Source organism: Azonexus hydrophilus (assembly GCF_038368255.1).
In the GTDB taxonomy this organism is placed as follows: domain Bacteria; phylum Pseudomonadota; class Gammaproteobacteria; order Burkholderiales; family Rhodocyclaceae; genus Azonexus; species Azonexus hydrophilus.
Genome location: NZ_CP151406.1, coordinates 320,665 through 344,658, shown reverse-complemented (window position 1 = coordinate 344,658; position 23,994 = coordinate 320,665). Strand labels below are relative to the sequence as shown.

The 23,994-nt window shown below is 64.9% G+C and carries 19 protein-coding genes and 1 pseudogene; 9 read left to right on the top strand and 11 right to left on the bottom strand.

Annotated elements, in window-relative coordinates; translation table 11 throughout:
• Positions 1-46: 46 nt before the first annotated feature.
• The 6 genes and pseudogenes from AADV58_RS01605 to AADV58_RS01580 form a co-directional block, all read right to left on the bottom strand.
• Positions 47-181: pseudogene (locus AADV58_RS01605) on the bottom strand (hypothetical protein); the annotation flags it as partial.
• Positions 178-483, bottom strand: a complete 306-nt coding sequence (locus tag AADV58_RS01600; protein WP_341743899.1) for a monovalent cation/H(+) antiporter subunit G — start codon at positions 481-483, stop codon at positions 178-180. The pseudogene AADV58_RS01605 and the gene AADV58_RS01600, both read right to left, overlap by 4 nt.
• Positions 473-763 (bottom strand): monovalent cation/H+ antiporter complex subunit F, encoded by a 291-nt coding sequence (locus AADV58_RS01595; RefSeq protein ID WP_341743898.1) that lies wholly within the window; start codon positions 761-763, stop codon positions 473-475. The genes AADV58_RS01600 and AADV58_RS01595 overlap by 11 nt, the downstream gene beginning before the upstream one ends.
• Complete coding sequence (locus tag AADV58_RS01590) at positions 760-1,266, bottom strand: Na+/H+ antiporter subunit E (RefSeq protein WP_341743897.1); 507 nt, start codon at positions 1,264-1,266, stop codon at positions 760-762. Before AADV58_RS01590 ends, AADV58_RS01595 begins: the two co-directional genes overlap by 4 nt.
• Before the next feature lie 50 nt (positions 1,267-1,316).
• A complete protein-coding gene (locus AADV58_RS01585) occupies positions 1,317-4,001 on the bottom strand; it encodes a cation-transporting P-type ATPase (protein WP_341743896.1) in 2,685 nt (894 codons plus the stop codon).
• Positions 4,002-4,018: 17 nt separating this feature from the next.
• Positions 4,019-4,489, bottom strand: a complete 471-nt coding sequence (locus AADV58_RS01580) for an SRPBCC family protein (protein ID WP_341743895.1) — start codon at positions 4,487-4,489, stop codon at positions 4,019-4,021.
• Positions 4,490-4,511: 22 nt separating this feature from the next.
• Between AADV58_RS01580 and AADV58_RS01575 the strand changes: the two genes are divergently transcribed.
• From AADV58_RS01575 to AADV58_RS01565, 3 genes are read left to right on the top strand one after another with little or no spacing between them, the layout of a single operon-like run.
• Positions 4,512-5,219 carry a 16S rRNA pseudouridine(516) synthase gene (locus AADV58_RS01575; RefSeq protein ID WP_341743894.1) on the top strand — a complete coding sequence of 236 codons (708 nt, stop codon included), beginning with the start codon at positions 4,512-4,514 and terminating at the stop codon, positions 5,217-5,219.
• Entirely contained in the window at positions 5,216-6,130 is a 915-nt protein-coding gene (locus AADV58_RS01570) for a hydrogen peroxide-inducible genes activator (protein ID WP_341743893.1), read from the top strand. The genes AADV58_RS01575 and AADV58_RS01570 overlap by 4 nt, the downstream gene beginning before the upstream one ends.
• An 8-nt stretch (positions 6,131-6,138) precedes the next feature.
• Positions 6,139-8,637, top strand: coding sequence for an ATP-binding protein (locus tag AADV58_RS01565; protein ID WP_341743892.1), 2,499 nt, complete (start codon positions 6,139-6,141; stop codon positions 8,635-8,637).
• Positions 8,638-8,641: 4 nt separating this feature from the next.
• Here the strand turns inward: AADV58_RS01565 and AADV58_RS01560 are convergent, their stop codons facing one another.
• The 4 genes from AADV58_RS01560 to AADV58_RS01545 all read right to left on the bottom strand — a co-directional run bounded on the left by AADV58_RS01560 (position 8,642) and on the right by AADV58_RS01545 (position 16,292).
• Positions 8,642-11,545, bottom strand: a complete 2,904-nt coding sequence (locus AADV58_RS01560; protein WP_341743891.1) for a transporter substrate-binding domain-containing diguanylate cyclase — start codon at positions 11,543-11,545, stop codon at positions 8,642-8,644.
• Between the two features lie 52 nt (positions 11,546-11,597).
• The gene (locus AADV58_RS01555; protein ID WP_341743890.1) at positions 11,598-14,120 is read right to left on the bottom strand and encodes a DNA topoisomerase III; all 2,523 of its coding nucleotides are present in this window, start codon (positions 14,118-14,120) and stop codon (positions 11,598-11,600) included.
• Between the two features lie 79 nt (positions 14,121-14,199).
• Positions 14,200-15,273: a DNA-processing protein DprA gene (gene dprA / locus AADV58_RS01550; protein ID WP_281985788.1), complete on the bottom strand. Its 1,074-nt coding sequence runs from the start codon at positions 15,271-15,273 to the stop codon at positions 14,200-14,202.
• Complete coding sequence (locus AADV58_RS01545) at positions 15,270-16,292, bottom strand: LysM peptidoglycan-binding domain-containing protein (RefSeq protein WP_028993924.1); 1,023 nt, start codon at positions 16,290-16,292, stop codon at positions 15,270-15,272. Before AADV58_RS01545 ends, dprA begins: the two co-directional genes overlap by 4 nt.
• A 142-nt stretch (positions 16,293-16,434) precedes the next feature.
• On the opposite strand from AADV58_RS01545, the gene def reads away from it, so the two are divergent.
• Both def and fmt read left to right on the top strand, forming a co-directional pair.
• On the top strand, positions 16,435-16,938 hold the full coding sequence (def, locus tag AADV58_RS01540; RefSeq protein ID WP_028993925.1) for a peptide deformylase: 504 nt from the start codon (positions 16,435-16,437) through the stop codon (positions 16,936-16,938).
• Entirely contained in the window at positions 16,935-17,858 is a 924-nt protein-coding gene (gene fmt, locus AADV58_RS01535; RefSeq protein WP_281985789.1) for a methionyl-tRNA formyltransferase, read from the top strand. The genes def and fmt overlap by 4 nt, the downstream gene beginning before the upstream one ends.
• Here fmt and AADV58_RS01530 read toward each other — a convergent pair.
• Entirely contained in the window at positions 17,842-18,741 is a 900-nt protein-coding gene (locus tag AADV58_RS01530; protein ID WP_281985790.1) for a S1/P1 nuclease, read from the bottom strand. The genes fmt and AADV58_RS01530 overlap by 17 nt on opposite strands.
• A 34-nt stretch (positions 18,742-18,775) precedes the next feature.
• Here AADV58_RS01530 and rsmB point away from each other — a divergent pair, with 34 nt between their 5' ends.
• From rsmB to AADV58_RS01510, 4 genes are read left to right on the top strand one after another with little or no spacing between them, the layout of a single operon-like run.
• A complete protein-coding gene (gene rsmB, locus AADV58_RS01525) occupies positions 18,776-20,035 on the top strand; it encodes a 16S rRNA (cytosine(967)-C(5))-methyltransferase RsmB (protein ID WP_341743889.1) in 1,260 nt (419 codons plus the stop codon).
• Positions 19,998-20,606, top strand: a complete 609-nt coding sequence (locus AADV58_RS01520) for a DUF4390 domain-containing protein (protein ID WP_028993929.1) — start codon at positions 19,998-20,000, stop codon at positions 20,604-20,606. The genes rsmB and AADV58_RS01520 overlap by 38 nt, the downstream gene beginning before the upstream one ends.
• Positions 20,603-22,756, top strand: a complete 2,154-nt coding sequence (locus AADV58_RS01515) for a sensor histidine kinase (protein WP_341743888.1) — start codon at positions 20,603-20,605, stop codon at positions 22,754-22,756. The genes AADV58_RS01520 and AADV58_RS01515 overlap by 4 nt, the downstream gene beginning before the upstream one ends.
• On the top strand, positions 22,734-23,993 hold the full coding sequence (locus AADV58_RS01510; protein ID WP_028993931.1) for a sigma-54-dependent transcriptional regulator: 1,260 nt from the start codon (positions 22,734-22,736) through the stop codon (positions 23,991-23,993). The genes AADV58_RS01515 and AADV58_RS01510 overlap by 23 nt, the downstream gene beginning before the upstream one ends.
• Position 23,994 lies beyond the last annotated feature (1 nt).

Genomic DNA, 23,994 nt, shown 5'->3' with positions numbered 1-23,994 from the left:
CGCCGATGGCGGCTTCGGCAAGCGCGATGTCGGGGGCGTCGAGACGCGCCCAGGCCAGCGTCAGCAAGAGGCCGAAGACGATGAACAGGATCACTGCCCGGCCGATCTGCGGCGTCGCCAGCGTGCGCCAGGCGCTCCACAGCAGCGCGGCGGCGAGCAACAGGTCGAAGGCGGCGCTCATGGCTGTCGCTCCTGCCAGGGCGAAACGCCCAGGCGTTCGGCGCGGCGGGCGATGCTGTAGCCGACGGCGGCACTGGCGATCAGTGCCAGCGGCCAGATCGCCAGCAGCTTGAGCGCCACGGCCAGGCTGTCGGCTTGCAAGGCCAGCCCGGCGAGGACGCAGCCGAGCCCGAGGTTGTCGGCCTTGGCCAGCGCGTGCAGGCGGGTGTAGATGTCGGGAAAACGCAGCAGGCCGACGGTGCCGGCGAAGAAGAACGCGGCGCCGGCGAGGAGGAGCAGGGCGGAGAGCAGGTCAAGGAGCATCGTCTTCCTCTCCCGGTTTCTGCCAGGCGCGTTGGGCGAAGGCGATGCCGCTGATGGCGGCGAGCAGGGCCAGGGTCAGGGCGACGTCGACCAGTGCCGGATGACCGCCGGCAAAGGCCAGCAGGACGAGAACGCCGACCCCGGTGCTGCCGAACAGCAGCGCTGCCAGCATGCGGTCGGCCGGGGTTGGGCCGCGCGCTGCGCGCCACAACGCGGCGCCCAGATTGAGCAGCAGGAAGACGGCCAGGGCCAGGCTGAGCGCTCCGATGTCGAGGTTCATCGTGTCTCCGCGAAGACGGCGGCGACACGATCGGCCAGGCGGGCGGCAGCGTCGGCCAGCGGCTGCTCCCGGTCAAGGACATGGACGAGCAGCGTGTCGCCCTGAAGGCGCACGCCCAGCGTGCCCGGCATCAGGCTCAGGGCGGCGGTGAACAGCAGGCGCGGCAGGCCCGGGGACAGGGTCAGCGGTAATTCGATCAGCGCCGGGCGCAGGGCCAGCCGTGGTTGCAATGCCAGCAGGGCGACCTGCCAGCCGCCGGCCAGCGACTGGCGGACGAACCAGACGAGGAAACGGAGTAGTCCGCCGGCCGAGATCGGCGGCAGGGTCTTCGCCGGCAACAACCACAGACTGGCGGCGGTGGCGGCGGCAATGCCGGCCAGCGCCAGCGGCCAGGCGCTCAGCTTGCCTTCGGCCGCGACCAGCCAGAACAACGCGAAGATGCCGGCCCGGCGCAGGGCGCTGCGGATTGTGCTGGCTGAGCTTGTCTGGCGGCGGCGAGTCATGAGCGGGTGACTGTCGGGTTCCGGGGTTTTCTGAACAGACAAGCGGTGGCTCAGCCCGTTCCCACCAGCCAGCGCTTTTCCATTTCCATGATCAGGAAGATGGCGCCACCGATCGCCAGCGGTACCAGCCAGTGGCGCAGCGCCAGCGGCGTCGTGCCGAAGGCGCTGTTCATCAGCGGCAGGTAAACAAAGGCCAGTTGTAGCAGGAACAGTACGCCGACGGCCAGCCACACCGCCCGGTTGGTGAACAAGAGGTCGAGACGCAGGCTGGACGTGTTCAGGAAGCGGGCGTTGAAGAGGTAGAACGCCTGGGCGACGACCAGCGTGTTGACAGCCATGGTGCGGGCCAGGTCGATCGGCATGCCGAGTGCCAGCTCGACTTCGAACATGGCGATGGTGGCGCCGCCGATGAGTAGCGAGACGATGGCCAGACGGATGATGAAAGTGCGGTCGAGGATAGGCGTTCCCGGCTTGCGCGGCGGGCGCCGCATGATGCCCGGTTCGGCCGGTTCGAAGGCCAGGGCCATGGCCAGGGTGATGGCGACGACCATGTTCACCCACAGGATCTGCACTGGGGTCAGCGGCAGGGTCAGCCCGAACAGGACCGCTGCCAGCATCACGAAACCCTGGCCGCCGTTGGTCGGCAGGATGAACAGGATGGCTTTCTTCAGGTTGTCGTAGATGGTGCGGCCTTCTTCGACGGCGCGTTCGATCGACGAGAAATTGTCGTCGGCGAGGACGATTTCGGCGGCTTCCTTGGTTGCCTCGGTGCCCTTGATGCCCATCGCCACGCCGACGTCGGCACGCTTCAGCGCCGGCGCGTCGTTGACGCCGTCGCCGGTCATGGCGACGACCTCGCCGTTGGCCTGCAGCGCGGTGACGATGCGCAGCTTGTGCTCGGGGCTGGTGCGGGCAAAGATGTCGCAGTCGCGGACGATGTGGCGCAGTGCTTCGTCGTCGGCGGCTTCCAGTTCGGTACCGGTGACGACCTTGAGCGTATCCGCCGTGCCGATGCCCATCTCGATGCCGATGGCGCGGGCGGTGCCGGCGTGGTCGCCGGTGATCATCTTGACCCGGATGCCGGCGCCGTGACACGAGGCGATGGCCTGGATGGCCTCCGGTCGTGGCGGGTCGATGATGCCGACCAGGCCGATGAAGATCATGCCGCTGTCGAGGTCGTCGATGCCCAGATGCTGGCGGCCGTCGTCGATCGGACGGGCGGCGGCGGCGAGCACGCGCAGGCCTTCCTGGCTGAGGCGGTCGATCTCGCGCTCCCAGTAGGCACGGTCGAGCGTCTGCGGCGTGCCGTCGGCGCCCAGTTCTTCGGCGCAGCGGTCGAGCAGGCGGTCGGGCGCGCCCTTCAGCAGGATGCGGCGCAGGCCGGCCGGGGTGTCGGCCAGCGTCGCCATGAACTTGTTGACCGATTCGAAGGGGATGGTTGCATGCCGGGTGTGCCGCTCGGCCGAGAATCCGGCTTTGTGCGCCAGCGTGCGCAGCGCGCCTTCGGTCGGTTCGCCGGTGACCCGCCACTGGCCAGCGTCTTCAGCGACGTGGGTGTCGTTGGCAACGGCGACGACTTCGATCAGCGCGTGCAGGTGCGCGTGTTCGGCCAGTTCGATCAGTTGCCCGTCGAGCGTGATCTGGCCCTGCGGCGCGTAGCCGGTGCCGCTGACCAGGTAGCTACCGGCGCGGGTGATGACGTGGCGGGCGGTCATTTCGTTCTTGGTCAGCGTGCCGGTCTTGTCGGAGCAGACGACGGTCACCGAACCCAGCGTCTCGACAGCGGTCAGCTTGCGGGTGATGGCGTTGCAGCGGGCCATGCGCTGCACGCCAAGGGCCAGCGTGATGGTCAGGATGGCCGGCAGGCCTTCGGGAATGGCGGCGACGGCGAAGCCGATGGCGGCGAGGAAGACTTCGCCGAGCGGGAAGGCATGCAGCCCGATGCCAACGGCGACCATCAGTGCAGCGAGGCCGACGATGACCACCGACAACTGCTTGCTGAACTGCGCCATCTGCCGGGTCAGCGGCGTCTGCAGGGTTTCGACTTCGGCGATCAGGCGGTTGATGCGGCCGATCTCGGTGTTCGGGCCGGTGGCGGTGATCACGCCCAGGCCCCGGCCGGCGGCGACCAGGGTGCCGGAATAGGCCATGCAGAAGCGGTCGCCGATGCCGGCGTCGGCCGCGACCGGGTCGGCGCTCTTGTCGCTGGGCACCGATTCGCCGGTCAGCGCCGATTCCTCGATGCGCAGATTGGTCGCTTCGAGCAGGCGCAGGTCGGCCGGCACGCGGTCGCCCGATTTCAGGCGGACGATGTCGCCGGGCACCAGTCCGTCGGCGTCGATCTGCGTCCATTCGCCCTGGCGCCGGACCTGGGCGCTGGCTGACAGCATCTTGCGGATGCCGGCCAGGGCTTCCTCGGCCTTGCCTTCCTGGATGAAGCCGATGATTGCGTTGATGACGACGACGCCGACAATGACGCCGGTGTCGATCCAGTGACCGAGCAGCGCGGTGATGCCGGCAGCGATCAGCAGGATGTAGATGAGGATGTCGTGGAAGTGCTTGAAGAAGCGCTTGAGCAGGCTGTCTCGCGGCGGCGCGGGAAGGCGGTTGGGACCGGTTTCGGCGAGCCGGCGGGCGGCTTCCTGCGTCGTCAGGCCGTGGCTGTCGGCCTGAAGTGCTTCAAGAACCTGATCGCTGCGCTGGGCATGGGGCGGGGTACGGCGTGGCTGATTCACGAGGTCTCCGGAAATGCTTATTGGCAGGTACCCTCGGCGGCAAGGGTGCGGATGATGCGAACGCAGTCGAGATCGGACTGGTGGTAGGCGGATTTGACGTACTCGATGTAGGCTGCCTCCTCGCTGCCGGCCTCGATCGCCAGTCCGGTGACGTAGCTGAAGCGCAGGAAGAGGTGGCCGTCGTTGGGTTCCTCGATGCGGATGGTCAGGCTGCCGCCGGGTTGCTCGGCGCTCGGTTCGATGTCGAAACGGATCGCCTGTTCCTCGGTCAGGGTGACGCGGTCGCGGATGCGGGCGGCGCCGAAATCGAGTTCGCGCAAGGCGCTGTCGGCTTGCCGCTCAAGCATGGTGAAATCGGCCAGGCCGGGCAGGAACAGCAGCGGATTGTCGACGCGATGGAGCAGGCCGAGCCACAGCTGGCGGCGCGTCAGTTGCATGACCAGCGGGTTGCCGGGGTCGTTTATGGCAATCAGATGTTCGAAGTTCATGCGCCGATGGTAGCATCCTCACATGCAACTTGAACGTATCCTCCAAAGCCACGGCTTCGGCACACGCAAGGCCTGCCGCGCCATGATCCGGCGCGAACGGGTGAGCGTCGCCGGGCAGATTGTCGACGACCCCTTTGCCGATCTCGCCACCGACGGGCTGGTTTTTTCCGTCGACGGGACCGACTGGCCGTTCCGCGAGCAGGCCAGCCTGCTGCTCTACAAACCGGCCGGTTACGAATGCTCGCGCAAGCCGCAGCATCATCCCTCGGTCCTCGAACTGCTGCCCCTGCCGCTGCGCGAACGCGGTGTTCAGCCGATCGGCCGGCTCGATGAAGACACCACCGGGCTGCTGCTGATCACCGACGACGGGCAGCTCAATCACCAACTGTCCTCGGGCAAGCGCAAGGTGCCCAAGGTTTATCTGGCGACGGTCAAGCACGCGCTCGACGCCGCCCAGATCCAACAATTGCTCGCCGGCGTGCTGCTCCACGACGAGCCGGCGCCGATTGCCGCCGCCGCCGCCGAGATCGTCGACGATCATCAGCTGCGCCTGACCGTGACCGAAGGCAAATACCATCAGGTCAAGCGCATGGTCGCCGCTGTCGGTAACCGGGTCGAGGCGCTGCATCGCGAGGCACTGGCCGATCTGCGCCTGCCCGCCGACCTCAAGCCGGGCGAATGGCGCTGGCTGGACGCCGAAGACATGAAACAACTGGGGGTGTCGCCATGACCCTGACCGAAATGCGTTACATCGTCGCCCTGGCGCGCGAGCGCCATTTCGGGCGGGCGGCGGAAGCCTGCCATGTCAGCCAGCCGACGTTGTCGGTGGCACTGAAGAAGGTCGAAGGACAGATCGGTACCGCGTTATTCGAGCGCACCGCCAGCGATGTGCGCATCACCGCGCTCGGCGAACGTATCGTCGAGCAGGCCAAGCGTGTCCTCGACGAAGCGGTCAAGCTCGAGGAAATTGCCGAAGCCACCGGCGATCCGATGAGCGGCCAGTTGCGTGTCGGCATCATCTATACCATCGCGCCTTACCTGCTGCCGCAACTGATTCCGGCGTTGAGCCGGCTGGCACCGAAGATGCCGCTGTTCCTCAAGGAAGATTTCACGGCCAACCTGATCCCGGCGCTGAAGTCCGGCGAACTTGACGTGATCGTCATCGCGTTGCCCTTTGCCGAACCGGGGCTGGTCGCGCAGCCAGTCTATGACGAGCCCTTCCGCGTCGTCGTCCCGGCCGGACACGACTGGGTCGGACGCGAAGACATTCCGGCCGACGAACTCGACGGTCAGAACCTCTTGCTGCTCGGCCAGGGCAACTGCTTCCGCGACCAGGTGCTGGAATCCTGCCCGCGCCTGAGCGGTCAGGATGCGCTGGATCACTCGCTGGAAGGCAGTTCGCTGGAAACCATCCGCTACATGGTCGCCAGCGGCGCTGGCGTCGCGGTCATGCCGAGTAGCGCCGCCGACCCGCTGATCGACAAGGAACCGATGGTGCGCGTGTTGCCGTTTGCCGGGTCGCCGCCCGAACGCACGGTCGGCCTGGTCTGGCGGGTGACCTATCCGCGACCGCAGGCCATCGATGTGCTGCGGGCCGCCGTCTTGTCCTGTCAGCTACCCGGCGCCACGCCGCACCGCTGAGGTTTCACGTGAAACGCCCGACCGTCCTCCTGCTGAGCTTTCTGCTGGGGATGGTCTTGTCGGGTATGGCGCAGGCGGCGCCGGAGCGCATTCGCGTGGTTGGCGACAAGAATTTCCCGCCCTATCTATTTCTCAGTGCCGACGGTCACCCGGAAGGCTATATCGTCGATCTGTGGCGCCTGTGGGAACGCAAGACCGGCATTCCCGTCGAGCTCAAGGCGATCGACTGGGCCGATGCCCAGGCCAGCCTCCTGGGGGGCGACGCCGACGTGATCGAGAACATCTACCGGACGCCGGGGCGCGAACCGCTGTATGAGTTTTCCCTACCCTATTCGACCCAGCGTAGCTTCATTTACAAGCACGAGAGCATCAGCGGCGTGGGTAGCCCGGCGACGCTCAAGGGTTTCCTGATCGGGGTCGAGGAGGGCGATGCCTGTGGCGAGGTGCTGGCTGCCCGGGGCATCACGACCTTGCAGTACTACCGCGATTACTCGCAGATGATCCAGGCGGCGATCGACCAGGAAATCAAGTTGTTCTGCCTCGATGAAGCGCCCGCCGCCTATTACCTGTACCGGTTCAAGGTCCAGGATCAGTTCCGCCAGGCTTTCGAGTTGTATCGCGGGGAAATGCGCCGTGCCGTGCGCAAGGGCAATGGCGAACTGCTGGCCATCGTCGAAGCCGGCATGGCCTCGATCAGCAAGGAGGAGCTGGCGGCGCTCCATGAGAAATGGATGGGCAAGCCGTTGTTGCTGGCGCCGTATGCCCGTTTCATCGGTTTCGGCCTGTCCATCCTGCTCTTGCTCGGCGCTGTTCTGGCGTTGTGGGTTTTCCTGTTGCGCCGCGTGGTCAACCAGCGCACGGCGGAACTGGAGATGCGGCGGGCGCAACTGAATACCGTCGTCAGCACGATTCCCGACCTGGTCTGGCTGAAGGATGTCGAGGGGACCTATCTGGCCTGCAATCGTCGCTTCGAGCAGTTGTTCGGGGCGACCGAAGCCGAGATTGTGGGGCGAACCGATTACGATTTCGTTGGCCAGGAACTGGCCGATTTCTTCCGCGAAAACGATCGCAAGGCAATGGCTGCTGGTTATCCGTCGCTCAATGAAGAGTGGCTGACTTTTGCCGAGGGCGGGGAGCGTCTGTTGTTCGAGACGATAAAAACGCCGATGCTTGATCGCCAAGGGAAACTGATCGGAGTGCTTGGTATCGCTCGTGATATCACGCATCACCGTGAAACGGAAAACGAACTGAGGGCCAGCGAGGAAAAACTGCGTCGCTACCGCGAACAGCTCGAGGATCTGGTCGACGAACGCACCCGGCAACTGGCGCAGGCCCGGGACGCCGCCGAGAGCGCCAATCGGGCCAAGAGCGCATTTCTGGCCAACATGAGTCACGAAATCCGCACGCCGATGAATGCGATTATCGGCATGTCGCATGTGCTGCACCGCAAGCTTGCCGATCCCGAGCTGATCGACCGGCTGGACAAGATCGACGAGGCGGCGCGGCACCTGCTGGCAATCATCAACGACCTGCTCGACCTTTCCAAGATCGACGCCGACAAGCTGCAACTGGAGCAGCGGCCAGTCGAGCCGGCCGGCATCATGGACAATATCGTGTCCATGCTGGCGGTGCAGGCGAACGCCAAGGGCATCGAGTTGCGGTACCGGGTCGGTGACATGCCGGCCGGCTTGCAGGGTGACGGCGGACGCCTGATCCAGGCCTTCCTGAACCTGGCCAGTAATGCCGTCAAATTCACCGATCACGGCAGCGTCGAACTGTCGATCGATTGCGAGCGCGTTGAAGACGGTAGCGCCGTCCTGCGGTTCACGGTGGCTGACACGGGGATCGGGATCGTCCCGGAAGTTCTGCCCGAGTTGTTCCAATCCTTCCATCAGGCTGACAATTCGACTGCCCGGCGTTTTGGCGGTACCGGCCTGGGCCTGGCGATCACTCGCCGTCTGGCCCGCCTGATGGGCGGTGATGCCGGGGTAGAGAGCGAGATTGGACGGGGCAGCCGTTTCTGGTTTACTGCCCGTCTGGCTGTGGGCGAGGCGGCACCGCCGCTGCCCAAGCCGGCCGGCGGTGCCTTACGGGCCGATCAGGTGCTGCGGGCCGAATTCCTCGGTAGTCGCGTTCTGGTGGTGGAAGACGACCCGATCAATCAGGAAGTTGCCGTCGAACTGCTGCAGATGGTGGGTCTCGAGGTCGACGTGGCCGACGACGGCTTGCTGGCTTTGGACAAGGTGAGCCAGGCCCGCCGGCCGTTTGCCCTGATCCTGATGGATCTGCAGATGCCGCGTCTGGGCGGCCTGGAAACGCTGGCGCGCCTGCAGCAGATGCCGGGATTCTCGACACCGGTGGTGGCGATGACGGCCAATGCCTTCACCGAAGACCAGGAACGCTGCCGGGACGCCGGCATGGTTGATTTCATCGCCAAGCCGGTCGATCCGGTGCTGCTCTACGAAACCATTCTCGAGTGGTTACGCCGGGGGCGGGCGAGCGGCTGAAGGCTCACGCGTTTGCCGGCGGTTCGGCATCCAGCCGGTTCCGTCCCGCTGCCTTGGCCCGGTACAGGGCCTGATCGGCCTGCCTCAGCCAGGCTGCCGGATTGTCCGGCTGCTCGGGGATGCCATGCACCAGGCCGATGCTGATGGTGAAGGTGATCAGCTGTCCTTCCCAGGTGATCTGCAGGGCCGAAATATCGCTGCGCAAGGCTTCGAAATGGGCCAGGACTTCCTCCCGGGTGTCACCGCTCATGAAGGCGACGAATTCCTCGCCGCCGATCCGGGCGATGTTGTCGGTCTGGCGGCGCAGGTGCTGCTGCAGGCAGCGGGCCAGTTCGACCAGGCAGTGATCGCCAGCAGCGTGGCCGAGGCTGTCGTTGATCTTCTTGAAGTGATCGATGTCGATCATCGCCGTGGTAAAGGTCTGGGCGTTGCGCTGGCAACGCGAAAACTCGCGGGCAAACTCCTGCTCGAAGAACTGCCGGTTGCCGATCCCGGTCAGCGGGTCGGTGATGTTGAGTTGTGCCAGCTTCTGGTTGGCTTCGGCAAGTTGACGGTTGAGGCTGCCAAGCTTGCGGTTCCACAGTATCAACAGGGCCAGTGCGACGAAGATAATGCTGCCCCAGCGCCACAGCAGGGCGGTATCGATCCCCGGTTCGATGCGTATGGTTTGCCAGCGGCTTTCGATGCGTTGGCGATCGGCATCACTCAGGCTGGCCACCATTTTTTCGGCAATCGAAAACAGTTCGGGGAGATCGTTGCGCGTGGCCAGCGACAGCTTGCTGTCGACGGGAATACGGCTGACCACCTTGATATCGGCAAAACCCAGTTCGCGCAGGTGGTAATTCACCGTGCTCAGCGTGCCGATATACCCCTCCAGCCTGCCCCGTTGGAGTTCGCGCAAGCCCTCCTTCTCGTTGTCGACCTCGACCAGTTCCAGTTGCGGGTAGCGACTGCGTAGCTGGTCGGCAATCGCATGGCCGCGCACGATGCCGACCTGGCGTCCGGCAAAGGCATCAAGGCCTTCGACAAACGGCGTTTCGATCCGCGCCAGAAGGACGTTCGGTGTTGTGTAGTAGGGCGCGGTGAAATTGAGGTGAATGCTCTGTTGCGGGGTCTGCACGGCCATCGTCAGTAGGTCGCAGCGACGTGCCTGGACGGCCTGCAGCGAGGCAAGCCAGGTGTTGGTCGGGACAATCTCGTAGGCGAGGTCGAACTGCTGGCTCATCCGCTCGAGATAGTCCGCGGCAATGCCGGCGTGGCGGCCGCCATCGAGTGCTTCGATCGGCATCCAGTCGGGGTCGGTACATACTTTCAACGGGCCATGCTGGCGTAACCACAATTTTTCGCCTTCGCTGAGCGCTTGCGGGGCCCCCGAATTATCGCGATAGCTGGCGCCCAGCCAGCGATTCTCGATGCTGCGTCGTTCAGTTGGCGTGATCGCCGCCAGTGCGCTGTCGAAAATCCCGACCAGCGGAGCCAGCCCCGGGCGCATGCCGAAGCGCAGGTCTTCGCCGGAGAAATCGGGCAGGATCAGTTCGCCGGCAATCGTGACGTTGGCCAGGCCCAGTTCGCGCACCCAGTGATTGCCGTTGTGCAGCGAGGCGATCACGACATCGACGCTGCCATCGGCCAGTGCCCGGAACATCGCATCCTGCGCACCGTAGGTGACGACTTGCTTGCCGAAGCGCTCGCGCAGGGCCTTTTCGTAAAAAATGCCTTCGCCGATGCCGATTTTCCGCTGGCCGAAATCCGGTGGGTCGGTCAGCCGGAAGCTGTGGTCGCGGGTGAAGGCGACGTTGGGGATGACGTGGTAAGGATCGGTGAAACGGGTGAAGGCCAGCCGGTCCGGCTGCCGGGAGATGTTGGTCAGGACATCGATTTCGCCGCGGCGAAGCAATTCGATCAGGACTGGCCAGCGGTCGACGACAGGGGTGACCGTCAGTCCGGTCAGATCCTGGATGCGCTCGAGGATGTCGATCGCCAGTCCCTGCGTCTTGCCGCCGTCGGCGAAGCTGAACGGGGCGTAGTCGCGCATGATGCCGACTCGCACCGGGCCGAGACGGCGGAGGTAATCGGTCTGTTCGCGGCTGAGCTGGAAATGCTGGGTTTCGCGGTTGCGACGCCCGCCGAATTCCTGCCAGACGGCCAGCATTTCCTGCATGCGGGCCGGCGGAATGGCTGCCAGGCCGGCGGCGATGACCTGATGGGCCTCGGGCTTTTCGCGGCGCACACCGATACGGAAGTCTTCCAGCTCGAAGCCGTCCATGGCCACGCGCCCGGCCACGCCGATCTGGTTGAAGCCTTCGCCGCGTGCCAGGTAGGCCAGGGTGACTTCCGGCCCGACAATGGCGTCCACCCAGCCGAAGGCCAGGGCGCGGATCAGGTTGGGTAGCGCGTCGTATTCGCTCAGTTGCAGGCCGTGGCGCTCAAGCGTGCTCTTGTAGAAGATGTTCTTGACGATGCCGACGCGATGGGGTTTCAGGTCCTCAAGGCTGGTGATCGGTGGCAGGCGGCGGTTCATGTCCTGCATGACGACCGTTTGCCGGTGATGGTAGGGCTCGGTGAACAGCGTGAAGGGTTTGCGGTCCTCGCGCAGCGAAATCTCGTCGATGGCGTCGATTTCGCCACGGACGAAGGCGGCGTAGATTTCCGGCCAGCTACCGGCCTTGTAGTCGAAGCGCAGCCCGGTCCGCCCCGAAATTTCTTCGAGAACGTCGATCGAGAAGCCTTCGAGTCGGCCGGCATGAACCGTGGAATAGGGGGCGTTGTCGGCAATTATGCCGATGCGGACGACGGGCTTTCCTGAAAGCCAGATTTGCGCGGCTGGGTCTAGCGTGACTTCTGCTGCAGTCGAAGCGCAGTACAGGATCAGGAACAGGGCGCCGAGATGGCGAAGGAAGTTGCGCATCGGCCCAGCTTAGCCGAGCGGCATGCCGGCTGCAAGCAGCCGGCGCGGTGTATCAGGCTTCCGCCTTCTTCTTTGCCGCAGGCTTCTTGGCTGCCGGAGCCTTCTTCTCGAACTCGAAACCGACCTTGCCTTCGGCGACGACCAGATAAGCCGAGAACTTGCGCTTGGTCCGGTTGGAGACGAACTCCCTGAGCAGGTCGGTCTTGCCGGTTTCCAGCATCTTCTTCATCTGGGCGGTGTCGACCGGCTGCTGCAGGATGATCTTGCCGGAACGGAAATCGCAGGTCTTGTCCGGGCCGACCGATTTCTCGCAGACATAGGAGCTGCCATGGTCGTAGACATTGGCCGCGCACTTCGGACATTTGCCCAGGCTTTCCTGGCCGGAGAAATCGACCGGCTCGGCGTTGGCTTCGTCGGCTTTGTCCTGGCCGAAGTCGAATTCCGGCAGATGCTCGTCGTTGAGCTTGATCGCCGCAGCAAAACTGCGGCCCATCTTGTTGCGGAAGCCGGTCAGCGGGCCGACGTGGCGTTCGGTCAGCAGCGTCTCGATTTCGGCCGGTTCGTACTGGCGGCCGGCGACGATCTTCCACAGCGAATAATCGCAGTCGCTGCACTGGAATTTCTTGTAGGTCTCGCGGATCAGGCCGCCGCACTTGGGACAGGGGGCGCTGAGGATGCCGAAATCGCCGGGAATCGTGTCGCTGTCGTAGGTCTTGGCGCGCTCGACGATGTGCCGCGTCATCTCGGCGATCTCGCGCATGAATTCGTCGCGCGTGAAATCGCCCTTCTCGATGCGGCCCAGCTTCCATTCCCAATCGCCGGTCAGTTCCGGCTGGGTCAGTTCCTTGATGCCGAGGCCGTTCAACAACGTCATCAGGTTGAAGGCCTTGGCCGTCGGGATCAGTTCGCGGCCTTCGCGCAGCATGTACTGCTCGCCGATCAGGTTTTCGATGATCTGGGCGCGCGTCGCCGGGGTGCCGAGGCCGCGGCCGGCCATTGCCGCCTTCAGTTCCTCGTCATCGACCATCTTGCCGGCGCCTTCCATGGCCGACAGCAGGGTGGCTTCCGAATAGCGCGGCGGCGGCTTGGTGGCGTTGGCCTTGACCGTGACTTCCTCGGTCTTGACCTTTTCGTCCTTGTCTACCGCGACCAGGTTGCCTTCGTCGCCGGTCTGGCCTTCCTTGCCATGAACGGCAAGCCAGCCCGGATTGACCAGGACCTTGCCTTCGGTCTTGAACGGATGACCCTCGACCCGGGTGATGCGGGTGGTCACCATATACTCGGCGGCCGGGAAGAACACCGACAGGAAGCGGCGGACGACGAAGTCGTACAGCTTCTGCTCGGCTTCGTTGAGGTTCTTCGGCGCCTGCGGTGTGGGGATGATGGCGAAGTGATCGCTCACCTTCGCGTTATTGAAGATGCGCTTGTTCGGCAGCACCCAGTTGCGCGCCAGGACCTGGTGCGCAAACGGCGAGTAACGGGCGAGCAGGACTTCGTCGTGCCCCTTGCCGGCGCCTTCGCCGGTAAGTACGCGCATCGTTTCCTTGACCGTGGCGATGTAGTCCTCGGGCAGGCAGCGCGAGTCGGTTCGCGGGTAGGTCAGGACCTTGTGTTTTTCGTAGAGTGCCTGAGCCAGGCCGAGCGTCGTTTTGGCCGAGAAACCGAAACGGCTGTTGGCCTCGCGCTGCAGGCTGGTCAGGTCGAACAGCAGCGGCGACAGGCGGGTTTCCGGCTTGGCTTCCTCGCTGACGATGCCGGGCTTGCCCGAGGTGGCGGCCTGGATCGCTTCGGCGCGGGCCACTTCCCAGAGGCGGTCGGCACGGGCGTGCTCGTCTTCCTGCTTGCCCTTGAAGCCTTCGTCAAACCATTTGCCGGTGTAATTGCCGGCCTTGGCGGCGAATTCGGCTTCGACTTCCCAGTAATCGCGCGGCTTGAAGTCGCGGATCTTGCGTTCGCGCTCGACCACGATGGCCAGCGTCGGCGTCTGCACGCGACCGACCGTGGTCAGGTGGAAGCCGCCAGTCTTCGAGTTGAAGGCGGTCATCGCCCGGGTGCCGTTGATGCCGACCAGCCAGTCGGATTCGGAACGGCAGACGGCGGCGTCGGCCAGACCCTGCATTTCGCTGCCTGGGCGCAGGCGGGCGAAGCCGTCGCGGATGGCTTGCGGCGTCATCGACTGCAGCCACAGCCGCTGCACCGGTTTGCCGGCTTTGGCGTGCTGGGCGATGTAATTGAAGATCAGCTCACCTTCGCGCCCCGCGTCACAGGCGTTGACCAGGCCGGTCACATCCTTGCGCTTGATCAGCTTGTTGAGCACACGCAGGCGCGGCGCGCTCTTTTCGATCGGATTCAGCGCGAAATGCGGCGGGATCACTGGCAGGTGCGCGAAGGACCACTTGCCGCGCTTGACCTCGAATTCTTCCGGACAGGCCAGTTCGAGCAAATGGCCGACGGCCGACGAGACGACGTATTCGTCGGACTCGAAGTATTCGTCGTGCTTGGTGAAACCACCGAGCGCCTTGGCGATGTCGCTGGCGACGGAGGGTTTCTCGGCGATGATCAGTTTTTTGCTCATGGGGTCTGCCTGTCAGGTGCCGGGCATGATAAGTGGGCGCCGGACGGATTGGCAAGGGCGGACACAATTGATTTCTCGATCAATCGATGCGCTGGTAGCGATTGCCGGGCAGGACGGCGATTTTGCCGGCGAGCTCCAGACCGAGCAATTCGCTCAGCAGGCTGTCGGCGCCCAGGCCGCAGCGCTCGACCAGCTCGTCGAGTCCGCAGGGATCGTGGCCGAGTGCGTCGAGTAAGGGATGACCGTTTGCGTCATCCGCAACGGGCGCGTATCCGGTGCGCGCCTGGCCATTCAGTTCTTCGAGGATGTCGTCGGCGGTCTCGACCAGTTTCGCGCCCTGGCGGATCAGCCTGTGACAGCCTCGGGCCTGTGGCGAGTGGATTGAACCGGGGATGGCGAAAACTTCGCGCCCCTGTTCACCGGCCAGCCGGGCGGTGATCAGCGAGCCGCTTTCGGTGGCCGCTTCCACCACCAGCACACCGCGAGACAAGCCGGCAATGAGGCGGTTGCGGCGGGGGAAATTGGCGGCATTGGCCGGTGTGCCAAGCGGAAATTCGGAAACGATGGCGCCGCGTTCGGCAATTGTCAGCGCCAGTTCACGGTTGCGGGCCGGGTAGATGCGGTTGGCGCCGGTACCGATGACCGCGACGGTGGCCCCATCGGCGGCCAGCGCACCGCGATGCGCCGCCGCGTCGATGCCCAGGGCCAGGCCGCTGACGATGCACCAGCCCTGGCCGGCCAGGGTGCGTGAGAATTGTTCGGCGTTGCGCAGCCCTTGTGGCGTGGCGTTGCGGCTGCCGACGACGCCAATCGCTGGTCCCTGCAGCAGCGCAGGATTGCCGCGCACGTAGATGACGCTCGGTGGATCGGGGATTTCCAGCAGGCTGGCCGGATAAGCCGTATCGGCCAGGGTCAGGATGTGCTGGTCCGGCTGCTCGGCCCAGTTCAGTGCCTGGGCGATATTTTCAGCGGGGTCGAAATCGAGCAGCAGGTCGGCCTTGTTGCCGATTACGCTGCGCACGGCCGACAGGCCGGCGGAGAAGATGTGGTCGGGCAGTCCGAAGGCGGCGAGCAGCTTGCGCTGCGTCTCGCCGCCGATGCCCGGAGCCAGGGTCAGGTGCAGCCAGGCTGCCAGACCCCGGGGCGGGCTCACGGATTGCCGACGGCGTCCCCGATCAGCACCGATTTGGAAGCATCGATTACCAGTGCGTAGGAAACGCGGTTAAAGGTGCGGAAGACGAAGGCCAGTGCATAGCGCTCATCCGGGATGGTGGTCGATTCGCGCTTCACGTCGTCGTCAAGGTGCAGGGCGACGCGCTTGCGGTAGAAGGCCACGACATGGCCGACCTCAATACCGTCGTCGGCCCCCTTGTTCAGGGTCACCACCGAGCTGGCGCCGCCCTCGCTGACGCCGCCGTAGATCGACATGATGCGGGCGTCGATCTTCTGCTCGGGCGAGCGCGGGACATAGGCCATGATGGTCGGTTGCGGTGCCGGCTTCAGCCAGTCGCCGCGGGAAATTTCTTCCTTGGCCAGGGTGATGCGCAGGGTGGCCGGCTCGCCGGGGCGGGTCAGTCGGGCGTTGCCGAGGAAGAAGGCTTCGTGGGCGAGCACCTCGCCGGTTTCGGGATCCTTCAGCGGCTTGCCGGGGCGGAAGACATGCCATTTTTCGACGCTGGCGTCGGGAATTCCGCTGGCGTAGGCCGTGTCGCCGCTACCGAGCAGGATGCGTTCTTCCTGGGTGGCGACGATGCGGGCCGACGTTTTCTCGATGCCGGCCTCGACAATCAAGGGCTGCGAAATGAAGGGTTCGATGACATTCGGCGGGATGCTCGGGATCACCTGATCGATGGCCGTGGCATAGGCCTGCGGCTGCAGTCGGCCTTGTACCGGCTTGCCCAGGCGCAGGCGGGGATTGCCATCGGACAGGTCAAGCCAGACGATGTCGCCAGGATAGATCAGGTGGGGATTCTTGATCTGTTCCTTGTTCAGGCGCCAGATTTCCGGCCAGCGCCACGGCTTTTTCAGGAATTTTCCGGAGATGTCCCACAGCGTGTCGCCCTTGACGACGACGTGCCGGTCCGGTGGATTGCTGACCAGTTCAAGCGGCTCGGCCGCAGAAGCGCAGGCGGCTGTCGCAGCCAGGATGAGCGCGGATATAATGCGAACCATGGGTAACCCCTCACATACCGGTGGAACGCGCAGCAGCTTGTGTGGTCTTACCGGCGTCTGCAATTCGCGTTCTTATCTCGAGAATTGCTTTAGATTCTGCATGTAATCCTCTAAGCAAGCAAGCATTTATTCCCTATTTGCCATGGCCTTATTACCCATTTTGCGTTTTCCCGATCCCCGGTTGACGAAAGTCGCGGCGCCCGTGACAAAAATTGACGATAGCATTCGCCGGTTGGCGGCCGATATGGCCGAGACCATGTACGAGGCGCCCGGGATCGGGCTGGCCGCGACCCAGGTCGATGTACACAAGCGGGTGGTGGTGATCGATGTCTCCGAAGACAAGAGCGAACTGCGGGTCTTCGTCAATCCGGAGCTCGACAACTGCCTCGGTCTGGCTGTCGGCGAGGAGGGTTGTCTGTCGGTGCCCGGCATTTACGACAAGGTCGAGCGTGCCGAGCGCGTCACCGTCCGTTATCTCGATCTCGACGGCAAGGCCCGGGTGCTCGAAGCCGACGGCCTGCTGGCGGTATGTATACAGCACGAGATCGATCACCTGAACGGCAAGGTCTTCGTCGATCACCTGTCGCAACTGAAACAGACACGTATCCGCAACAAGCTGGCCAAGCAGGCTCGGGTCACCGCATGAGGGTGATTTTCGCGGGTACGCCGGAGTTCGCGGCGCAGGCGCTGTCGGCCATCGTTGCCGCCGGTCACCAGGTGGCGCTGGTGCTGACCCAGCCGGATCGGCCGGCGGGGCGCGGCATGAGCCTGCAACCGTCGGCGGTCAAGCAGGTGGCGCTGGCGCACAGGATCGAGGTTTTCCAGCCGCTGACCTTGAAGGATGCCGAGGCGCAGGCAAAAGTGGCTGCCGTTGGCGCCGAGGTCATGGTCGTTGCCGCGTATGGGCTGATCCTGCCGCAGGCGGTGCTCGACCTGCCGCGTTTCGGCTGTCTGAACATCCACGCTTCGCTGTTGCCGCGCTGGCGCGGCGCCGCGCCGATCCAGCGGGCGCTGCTTGCCGGCGATAGTGAGACCGGCGTCTGCATCATGCAGATGGAAGCCGGCCTCGATACTGGTCCGGTGCTCATGCGCGAGGCTTTCCCGATTGCCGGCGACGACACTACGGCGACCCTGCACGACAAGCTCGCCGCTTGCGGCGCGAAGCTGATTGTCGATGCCCTGGCGGGCCTGCCGTTACCGGCCGAAGTCCAGTCGGGCGAGGGTGTGACCTACGCCCACAAGATCGAGAAGGCGGAAGCCGCGATCGACTGGACGCGCAGCGCCGCCGAACTCGATCGCCATATTCGTGCCTTCAATCCCTTCCCCGGTGCGCAGGCGCAGTTTGCCGGGCAGTCCGTCAAACTGTGGGCGGCGCGGCCGGTTGCTGGTCAGGGCGAGCCCGGTTGTGTGCTGACGGTCGACCGTCATTCGGTGGTCATCGCCTGCGGCGAAGGCGCGTTGGCTGTGAGTGAACTGCAGAAGGCCGGCGGCAAGCGCCTGCCGGTCCAGCAGTTCCTGGCCGGTCATCCGCTGCAGCCGGGCGATCGTTTCAGCGGCCGGGATTGATTGCCGCTGGCGTTTCACGTGAAACGCGCTGACGGTGAATCTCTTCCAGCAGGCGGCCGAGTCGGTAACCGGCTTCGGCGACCCTGCGTTCGCCCGTCGCTTGTGCCCATTGCCGATAATCGTCGTCTATCAGCAGACTGACGCTGCCCATGGTTTTCGGATAAGCCCGCTTCAGGAGCTGCCGGCTTTCATTCAGCCATTGCCGCACGTCGCCCTGCCTGGGGGCTGGCCAGTTGGCCTGCAGTGCCTCGGCCCGCAAGCGCAGGCGCTTGCCGCGCAGGCCGCTCGGGCCGGGTAGATCGTCCCACCAGGCGTGCAGCTTGACGAAAGGCTGGCGGGCCGACGGGTCTTCGATCAGTACCGTGTTGCCGCCACGGTCTTCGCTGTATCCGGCATGGAAGGGCTGGTGCAGGTCGGCGACCAGGTGGGCGAGCCAGGGTAAGGCCCAGGCAAGCTCGGCCGGCTGCGTGCTGGTGGCGAGCAGCTCGCTCAATTCGACGATCTTGCGGTCGATCTGCCCCCGGCCGCGTTTGCCGTGGCGGTCGAAATCGACGTAATGCCAGTCGCCATGCCGGCCCATGTCGGGAAAGCCGGGCAGGGGCGGGTTGTCTGACGGCTGGTCGGCAAAGCGCGGATCGTGACGGATGGCATCCGGCCAGGTGCTGGCCTCGGCGAAAATCAGCGCGGCATCGTCGGCGCCGGCTTTCTCCCGCCAGCGGCCGTGATCCGGGTGTCGGGCCAGTGCCTGGCTGACGAATTCGCGGGTATCCGGCGCCATCTGCTGCCAGGCGATCAGGATGCCGAGCCGGTGCCCGGCACCGTTCCAGGCAAGAGCAGTGGGGCTGGTGAGCAGGAAAATGAGCAGGATGAGCAAAGGGCGCATGCCGGAATTATGCCCCGTGCGATAATCGCCACCTATGTCGCGATTGCCCTTCACCTCACTTGCCTATGCCTTGCGCGAGGCCGCCCGCATCGATGCGGCGGTATTCGCCGGTCAGAGCCTGGCCGACAACCTGCTCGGTCGCGTCGATGTCGTTGCCCGGCCGGCCGTCCAGGATCTTGTTTACGGCAGTCTGCGTGCCTTCGGTCGGGGCGATTTCTTCCTGTCGCGACTGCTGGAAAAGCCGCTGGCCGTCGATGAAGTCCGGGCGCTGCTGCTGGTTGCCCTGTATCGCCTGGAAACCCGCCCGGATGCAGCGCATACCGTGGTCGACCAGGCGGTGTCGGCGGCTGGCGAAATCCTGCACGGAAAATTCCGTGGCCTGGTCAATGCCGTATTGCGCAGCTTCTTGCGCCAGCAGGCGAGCTTGACCGCCGATGTCGCCGCCGATCCGGTCGCCCTGGCCCAGCATCCCGGCTGGTGGCTGGCGCAGCTGCAGGCCGCCTGGCCGGACGACTGGCAGCGCATCGTCGATGCCGGCAACCAGGCGCCGCCGATGGGTTTGCGCGTGAATCGGCGCCGGATCAGCCGTGATGACTATCTGCGGCAACTGACGGCGGTCGATATTGGCGCTCACCCGGTTGGCGAGGATGGACTGGCGCTGCTCAAACCGCAGCCGGTCGATCGTCTGCCCGGTTTCTTCGACGGCCTGGTTTCGGTCCAGGACCCGGGTGCCCAGCGCGCTGCGGAAATCCTCGCACCGGCTGCCGGCAGTCGCGTCCTCGATGCCTGCGCGGCGCCGGGCGGCAAGACCGCGCACCTGCTTGAGCGTGCCGACCTCGACCTGCTTGCGCTCGATCTCAAACCGGCCCGCTGCCGGCGGGTCGAGGAGGGGCTGGGACGTTTGCACCTGTCGGCCCGGGTCGAAGCTGCCGATTGTGCCAAACTCGATGTCTGGTGGGACGGTCGTCCCTTCGATGCGGTGCTGGCCGACGTGCCCTGTACCGCCAGCGGCGTCGTGCGCCGCAATCCCGACGCCAAATGGCTGCGCCGGCCCGAGGATGTCGCCAGCTTTGCCGGCACCCAGGCGCGCATCCTCGATGCCCTGTGGCAGGTGTTGCGGCCGGGCGGTAGACTGCTTTATGCAACCTGTTCGGTCTTCCCGGAGGAAAACTCGGTGCAGGTCAGGAATTTCCTCGGACGCCAGACGGCGGCGGGGATCGTTCACGAGGAACAGCTTCTTCCCGATGCGGAACGCGATGGCTTCTACTACTGCCTGCTCGAAAAGCGTGCTTGAGCGCCTGCGCGGCCTGTTGCTGCTGCTGGCTTTCCTGCCGGCGCTGGCCTGGGCGGCGGAAATCGAAGTCCACAATCCCGGGCTGACGGTGACCGAGGAAGGCCATTTACTGTCCGCGGATTTCCGCTTCGAACTGAGTCCCAGCCTGGAAGAGGCGGTTAATCGCGGCGTCGTGCTGTATTTCGTCGCCGATTTCGAACTGACCCGCGAGCGCTGGTACTGGCTTGACGAGAAACTGCTCAGCCGCAGTCTGACCTATCGCCTCTCGTATCACGCGCTGACCCGTCAGTACCGCCTGAGTACCGGCGGCCTGCATCAATCCTTCGAGACGCTGGGCGAGGCACTGGCCGTGTTGCGCCGCCTGCGTAACTGGCTGGTCATTCCCCGCGACGATGCGCGCATCGTTGCCGGTGGAAATTATCAGGCTGCCGTACGCCTGCAACTCGACGTCCGCCAGTTGCCGCGCCCCTTCCAGATCAGCGCGCTCGGCAACAAGGACTGGACGCTCGCCAGTGACTGGAAGACCTGGGCGACCAAGTTGCCGCTGCCGCCTGTCGTGGAGGACAAGTGAAGCGATTTGTCGCTGCTGCCGGTGCCCTGGCTGCCGCCATCGGCGGGATCCTGTGGTTCCTGTTGCTGATGGCGACGGCGGCTGACACCGTCGTCTTCTCGCGCAACTATCCGCTGCTGATCGCGCTTAACGTCGTCCTGGCGCTCGGCATGGTGACGCTGGTCGGCTGGCAGTTGCGCAGCCTGTGGCGCGATTACAAGGCCCAGGTCTTTGGCGCCCGCCTCAAGCTGCGCCTGATGCTGATGTTCGGCGTCATCGCGGTGTTGCCCGGGGCGCTGGTCTACGGCGTGTCGGTGCAGTTCATGACCCGTTCGATCGAAAGCTGGTTCGACGTGCGCGTCGAGAAGGCATTGGAATCGGGCCTGCACCTCGGACGTTCGGCACTCGATTCATTACTCGCCGAACTCAACGTCAAGGCGCGCGACATGGCCGACGAACTGTCGGTGATTCCCGAGCCGTCGCGGCGTTCGGCCCTGTTCCGGCTGCGCGAGGACAAGGGGGTGCAGACGGCAGCGCTGTTTTCGGTCAGCGGCAAATTGCTCGCCAGTGCCACCGGCGATCTCGTGTTGCTGCCGGCGCTGCCCGGTCAGTCCCAGCTCAGGGAGGCACGGACCCAGCAGGGATTGAGCGGCATCGAGGGGGAGGAAGAATCGATGTTCCTGCGCGTGCTGCTGCCGGTCTCGCCGCGCGAGATGTTCGAGGAACCGCGCATCCTGCAACTGACGCAGGCCGTACCGGCCAATCTGGCACTCGATGCCGAGGCCGTACAGGCGGTTTATCGCGACTATCAGGAGCTGCAACTGGCGCGCGCCGGGCTGACCCGGATCTATGCCCTGACCCTGACCCTGACCGTGCTGGTCGCGCTGTTCAGCGCCTTTGCCCTGGCTTACTGGATGGCTCGGCGGCTGGTGGCGCCGCTGTACATCCTGGCCGAAGGCACGCAAGCCGTTGCCCAGGGTGACTTCTCGCAGCGTCAGGCGGTGTATAGCGGCGACGAACTCGGGGTGCTGACCCAGTCGTTCAACCGCATGACCCGGCAGCTTGACGATGCGCGCCGCGAAACCGACCGCCATCGCGGCGAACTCGAATCGGCGCGCGGCTACCTGGAGTCGATCCTGGCCAACCTGTCGGCCGGCGTGCTGGTGTTCGACCGCGATTTCCGCCTGCGCACGGTCAATGAAGGGGCGTTGACCATCCTCGACGATGATTTTTCCGGCCTGATCGGTCTGGCACCGGAAAGCTGGCCGCGCCAGGAAATGCTGGGTGGCTTCATCCGCCAGAACTTCGCCGCGACTGGCGAACCGGAATGGCAGGCCCAGCTGGAGCTGGAGCGGCCGAACGGGATGCCGCAGGTGTTGCTGCTGCGGGCTTCGCGCCTGCCTGAGGCCAGCGGCGGCGGTGACGTGGTCGTGTTCGACGACGTCACCCGGCTGATCGCCGCCCAGCGTAGCGCCGCCTGGGGCGAGGTGGCCCGGCGCCTGGCGCACGAGATCAAGAATCCGCTGACGCCGATACAGTTGTCGGCCGAACGCCTGCAGCACAAGCTGGCCAGCAAGTTGAGCAACGGCGACGCCGAAATGCTGGCGCGCGGCACGCAGACCATCATCGGCCAGGTCCAGGCGATGAAGCGCATGGTCGACGATTTCCGCGATTACGCGCGGATGCCAGCGCCGGAAGTCGCACCGCTCGATCTCAACGGCCTGCTTGGCGAGGTCATGGGCCTCTACGAGAGTTCGGTAGTGCAGTTCTCGGTCGCGCTCGGTGAGGGGCTACCGCCGGTGCTTGGCGACGCCACCCAGCTGCGCCAGATCATCCACAACCTGCTGCGCAACGCCGAAGATGCGCTTGAAGGCCGCGACGACGGCCGGGTCGAGATCGTTACCGAACTGGCCGGCCGTTGCGCCCGCCTGCGCATCACCGACAACGGCCCGGGGTTCCCGGTCGAGTTGCTGCCGCGCATCTTCGAACCGTATGTCACCACCAAGGCCCGGGGAACCGGGCTCGGATTGCCCATCGTCAAGAAGATTGTCGATGAACATCAAGGTAGTATAGAAATCAGCAATGCACCGGATGGCGGGGCGCGGATCGATATCCGCCTGCCGCTGGTCCGGGACAAGGAGGCCAAGCATGGCAATCATTCTGGTCGTTGATGACGAAGTCGGCATCCGCGAACTGCTTTCCGAAATCCTCATCGACGAGGGCTACGATGTCCGCCTCGCCGAGAACGCTGGCGCCGCCCGCCGCGTGCGTCAGGAGTTGCGCCCGGACCTGGTCCTGCTCGACATCTGGATGCCCGACACCGACGGCATTTCGCTGCTCAAGGAATGGCATGCCGGCGGTCACCTGAACATGCCGGTGGTCATGATGTCCGGTCACGGCACCATCGACACGGCCGTCGAGGCGACGCGTTTCGGCGCCTTCGATTTCCTGGAAAAGCCGATCGGCCTGCAAAAGCTGCTGGCCACCGTGCAGAAGGCGCTCAAGCACGACGCACCGCCGCAGCGTCCACCGCTGACCCTGGAAGCCTTCGCTCGCCTGCCCTTCGTCAAGGAATTCCGCCGGCGCCTGGAACAGGCTGCGGCCAAGGCTTCGGTGGTGTTGATCAAGGGCGCCACCGGCGGCATGGGCGAAATCGCTGCGCGCACTCTGCTGGCGCCGCGCGCGCCCTGGCTCGACCTGTCTACGGTGAGCAGCGCGCTCAGTCAGGAGACACTGGAGAAAGTTGGTGGCGGCATCCTGTTCGTCCCCGATCTGGCGGCCCTGGGCAAGATGCAGCAGATGAACCTGGCGTTTGCGCTGGATCGTGCCGAAAAACTGCATCTGCAGTTGGTGGTGGCCAGTACCACACCGCTGTCGGCGTTATCCGGCTGGGATGCCAAGTTGCTGGCCCGGCTGGGCGAAATCTGGGTGGCGCTGCCGGCGCTGGCGGCGCATGCCGACGACCTGCCGGAAATTGCCGCACTGCTGCTGACCAATTTCGTCGAGCGCGGAGAAGTGCCGCCGCGGCGTTTTTCGACTGCGGCGCTCAATGCCTTGCGCACGCTGCCCTGGAAGAAGCACCCGGAAGCCAGCTGGAACGTGCTTTACGGGCTGGTGCGCAACCTCGCGCTGACAGCGCTGGACGAGGAAATCGGCGCCGACGACGTGGCTCGGGTGATGCCGCAGGAAATCGAGGAGGACGCGCCGGCGCAATCCTTCCTGCCGCTGTTCGAGCAGCCTCTGCGCGAAGCCCGTGATGCCTTCGAGAAGTTGTATTTCGAACACCACCTGCGCCAGGAAGGCGGCAACATGACGCGCCTGGCCGAGCGTTCCGGGCTGGAGCGGACCCACCTGTACCGCAAGCTCAAGCAGCTCGACATCCGGCTGGGCAAGCGCGGCGAGGACTAAG

Coding starts and splice junctions, on each gene's coding strand:
- AADV58_RS01560 (WP_341743891.1), bottom strand. CDS start 11,545: ATGCGCAACTTCCTTCGCCATCTCGGCGCCCTGTTCCTGATCCTGTAC.
- AADV58_RS01570 (WP_341743893.1), top strand. CDS start 5,216: ATGACCCTGACCGAAATGCGTTACATCGTCGCCCTGGCGCGCGAGCGC.
- AADV58_RS01580 (WP_341743895.1), bottom strand. CDS start 4,489: ATGAACTTCGAACATCTGATTGCCATAAACGACCCCGGCAACCCGCTG.
- AADV58_RS01510 (WP_028993931.1), top strand. CDS start 22,734: ATGGCAATCATTCTGGTCGTTGATGACGAAGTCGGCATCCGCGAACTG.
- AADV58_RS01545 (WP_028993924.1), bottom strand. CDS start 16,292: ATGGTTCGCATTATATCCGCGCTCATCCTGGCTGCGACAGCCGCCTGC.
- AADV58_RS01555 (WP_341743890.1), bottom strand. CDS start 14,120: ATGAGCAAAAAACTGATCATCGCCGAGAAACCCTCCGTCGCCAGCGAC.
- rsmB (WP_341743889.1), top strand. CDS start 18,776: ATGTCGCGATTGCCCTTCACCTCACTTGCCTATGCCTTGCGCGAGGCC.
- AADV58_RS01530 (WP_281985790.1), bottom strand. CDS start 18,741: ATGCGCCCTTTGCTCATCCTGCTCATTTTCCTGCTCACCAGCCCCACT.
- AADV58_RS01575 (WP_341743894.1), top strand. CDS start 4,512: ATGCAACTTGAACGTATCCTCCAAAGCCACGGCTTCGGCACACGCAAG.
- def (WP_028993925.1), top strand. CDS start 16,435: ATGGCCTTATTACCCATTTTGCGTTTTCCCGATCCCCGGTTGACGAAA.
- AADV58_RS01590 (WP_341743897.1), bottom strand. CDS start 1,266: ATGACTCGCCGCCGCCAGACAAGCTCAGCCAGCACAATCCGCAGCGCC.
- AADV58_RS01600 (WP_341743899.1), bottom strand. CDS start 483: ATGCTCCTTGACCTGCTCTCCGCCCTGCTCCTCCTCGCCGGCGCCGCG.
- AADV58_RS01520 (WP_028993929.1), top strand. CDS start 19,998: ATGGCTTCTACTACTGCCTGCTCGAAAAGCGTGCTTGAGCGCCTGCGC.
- AADV58_RS01595 (WP_341743898.1), bottom strand. CDS start 763: ATGAACCTCGACATCGGAGCGCTCAGCCTGGCCCTGGCCGTCTTCCTG.
- fmt (WP_281985789.1), top strand. CDS start 16,935: ATGAGGGTGATTTTCGCGGGTACGCCGGAGTTCGCGGCGCAGGCGCTG.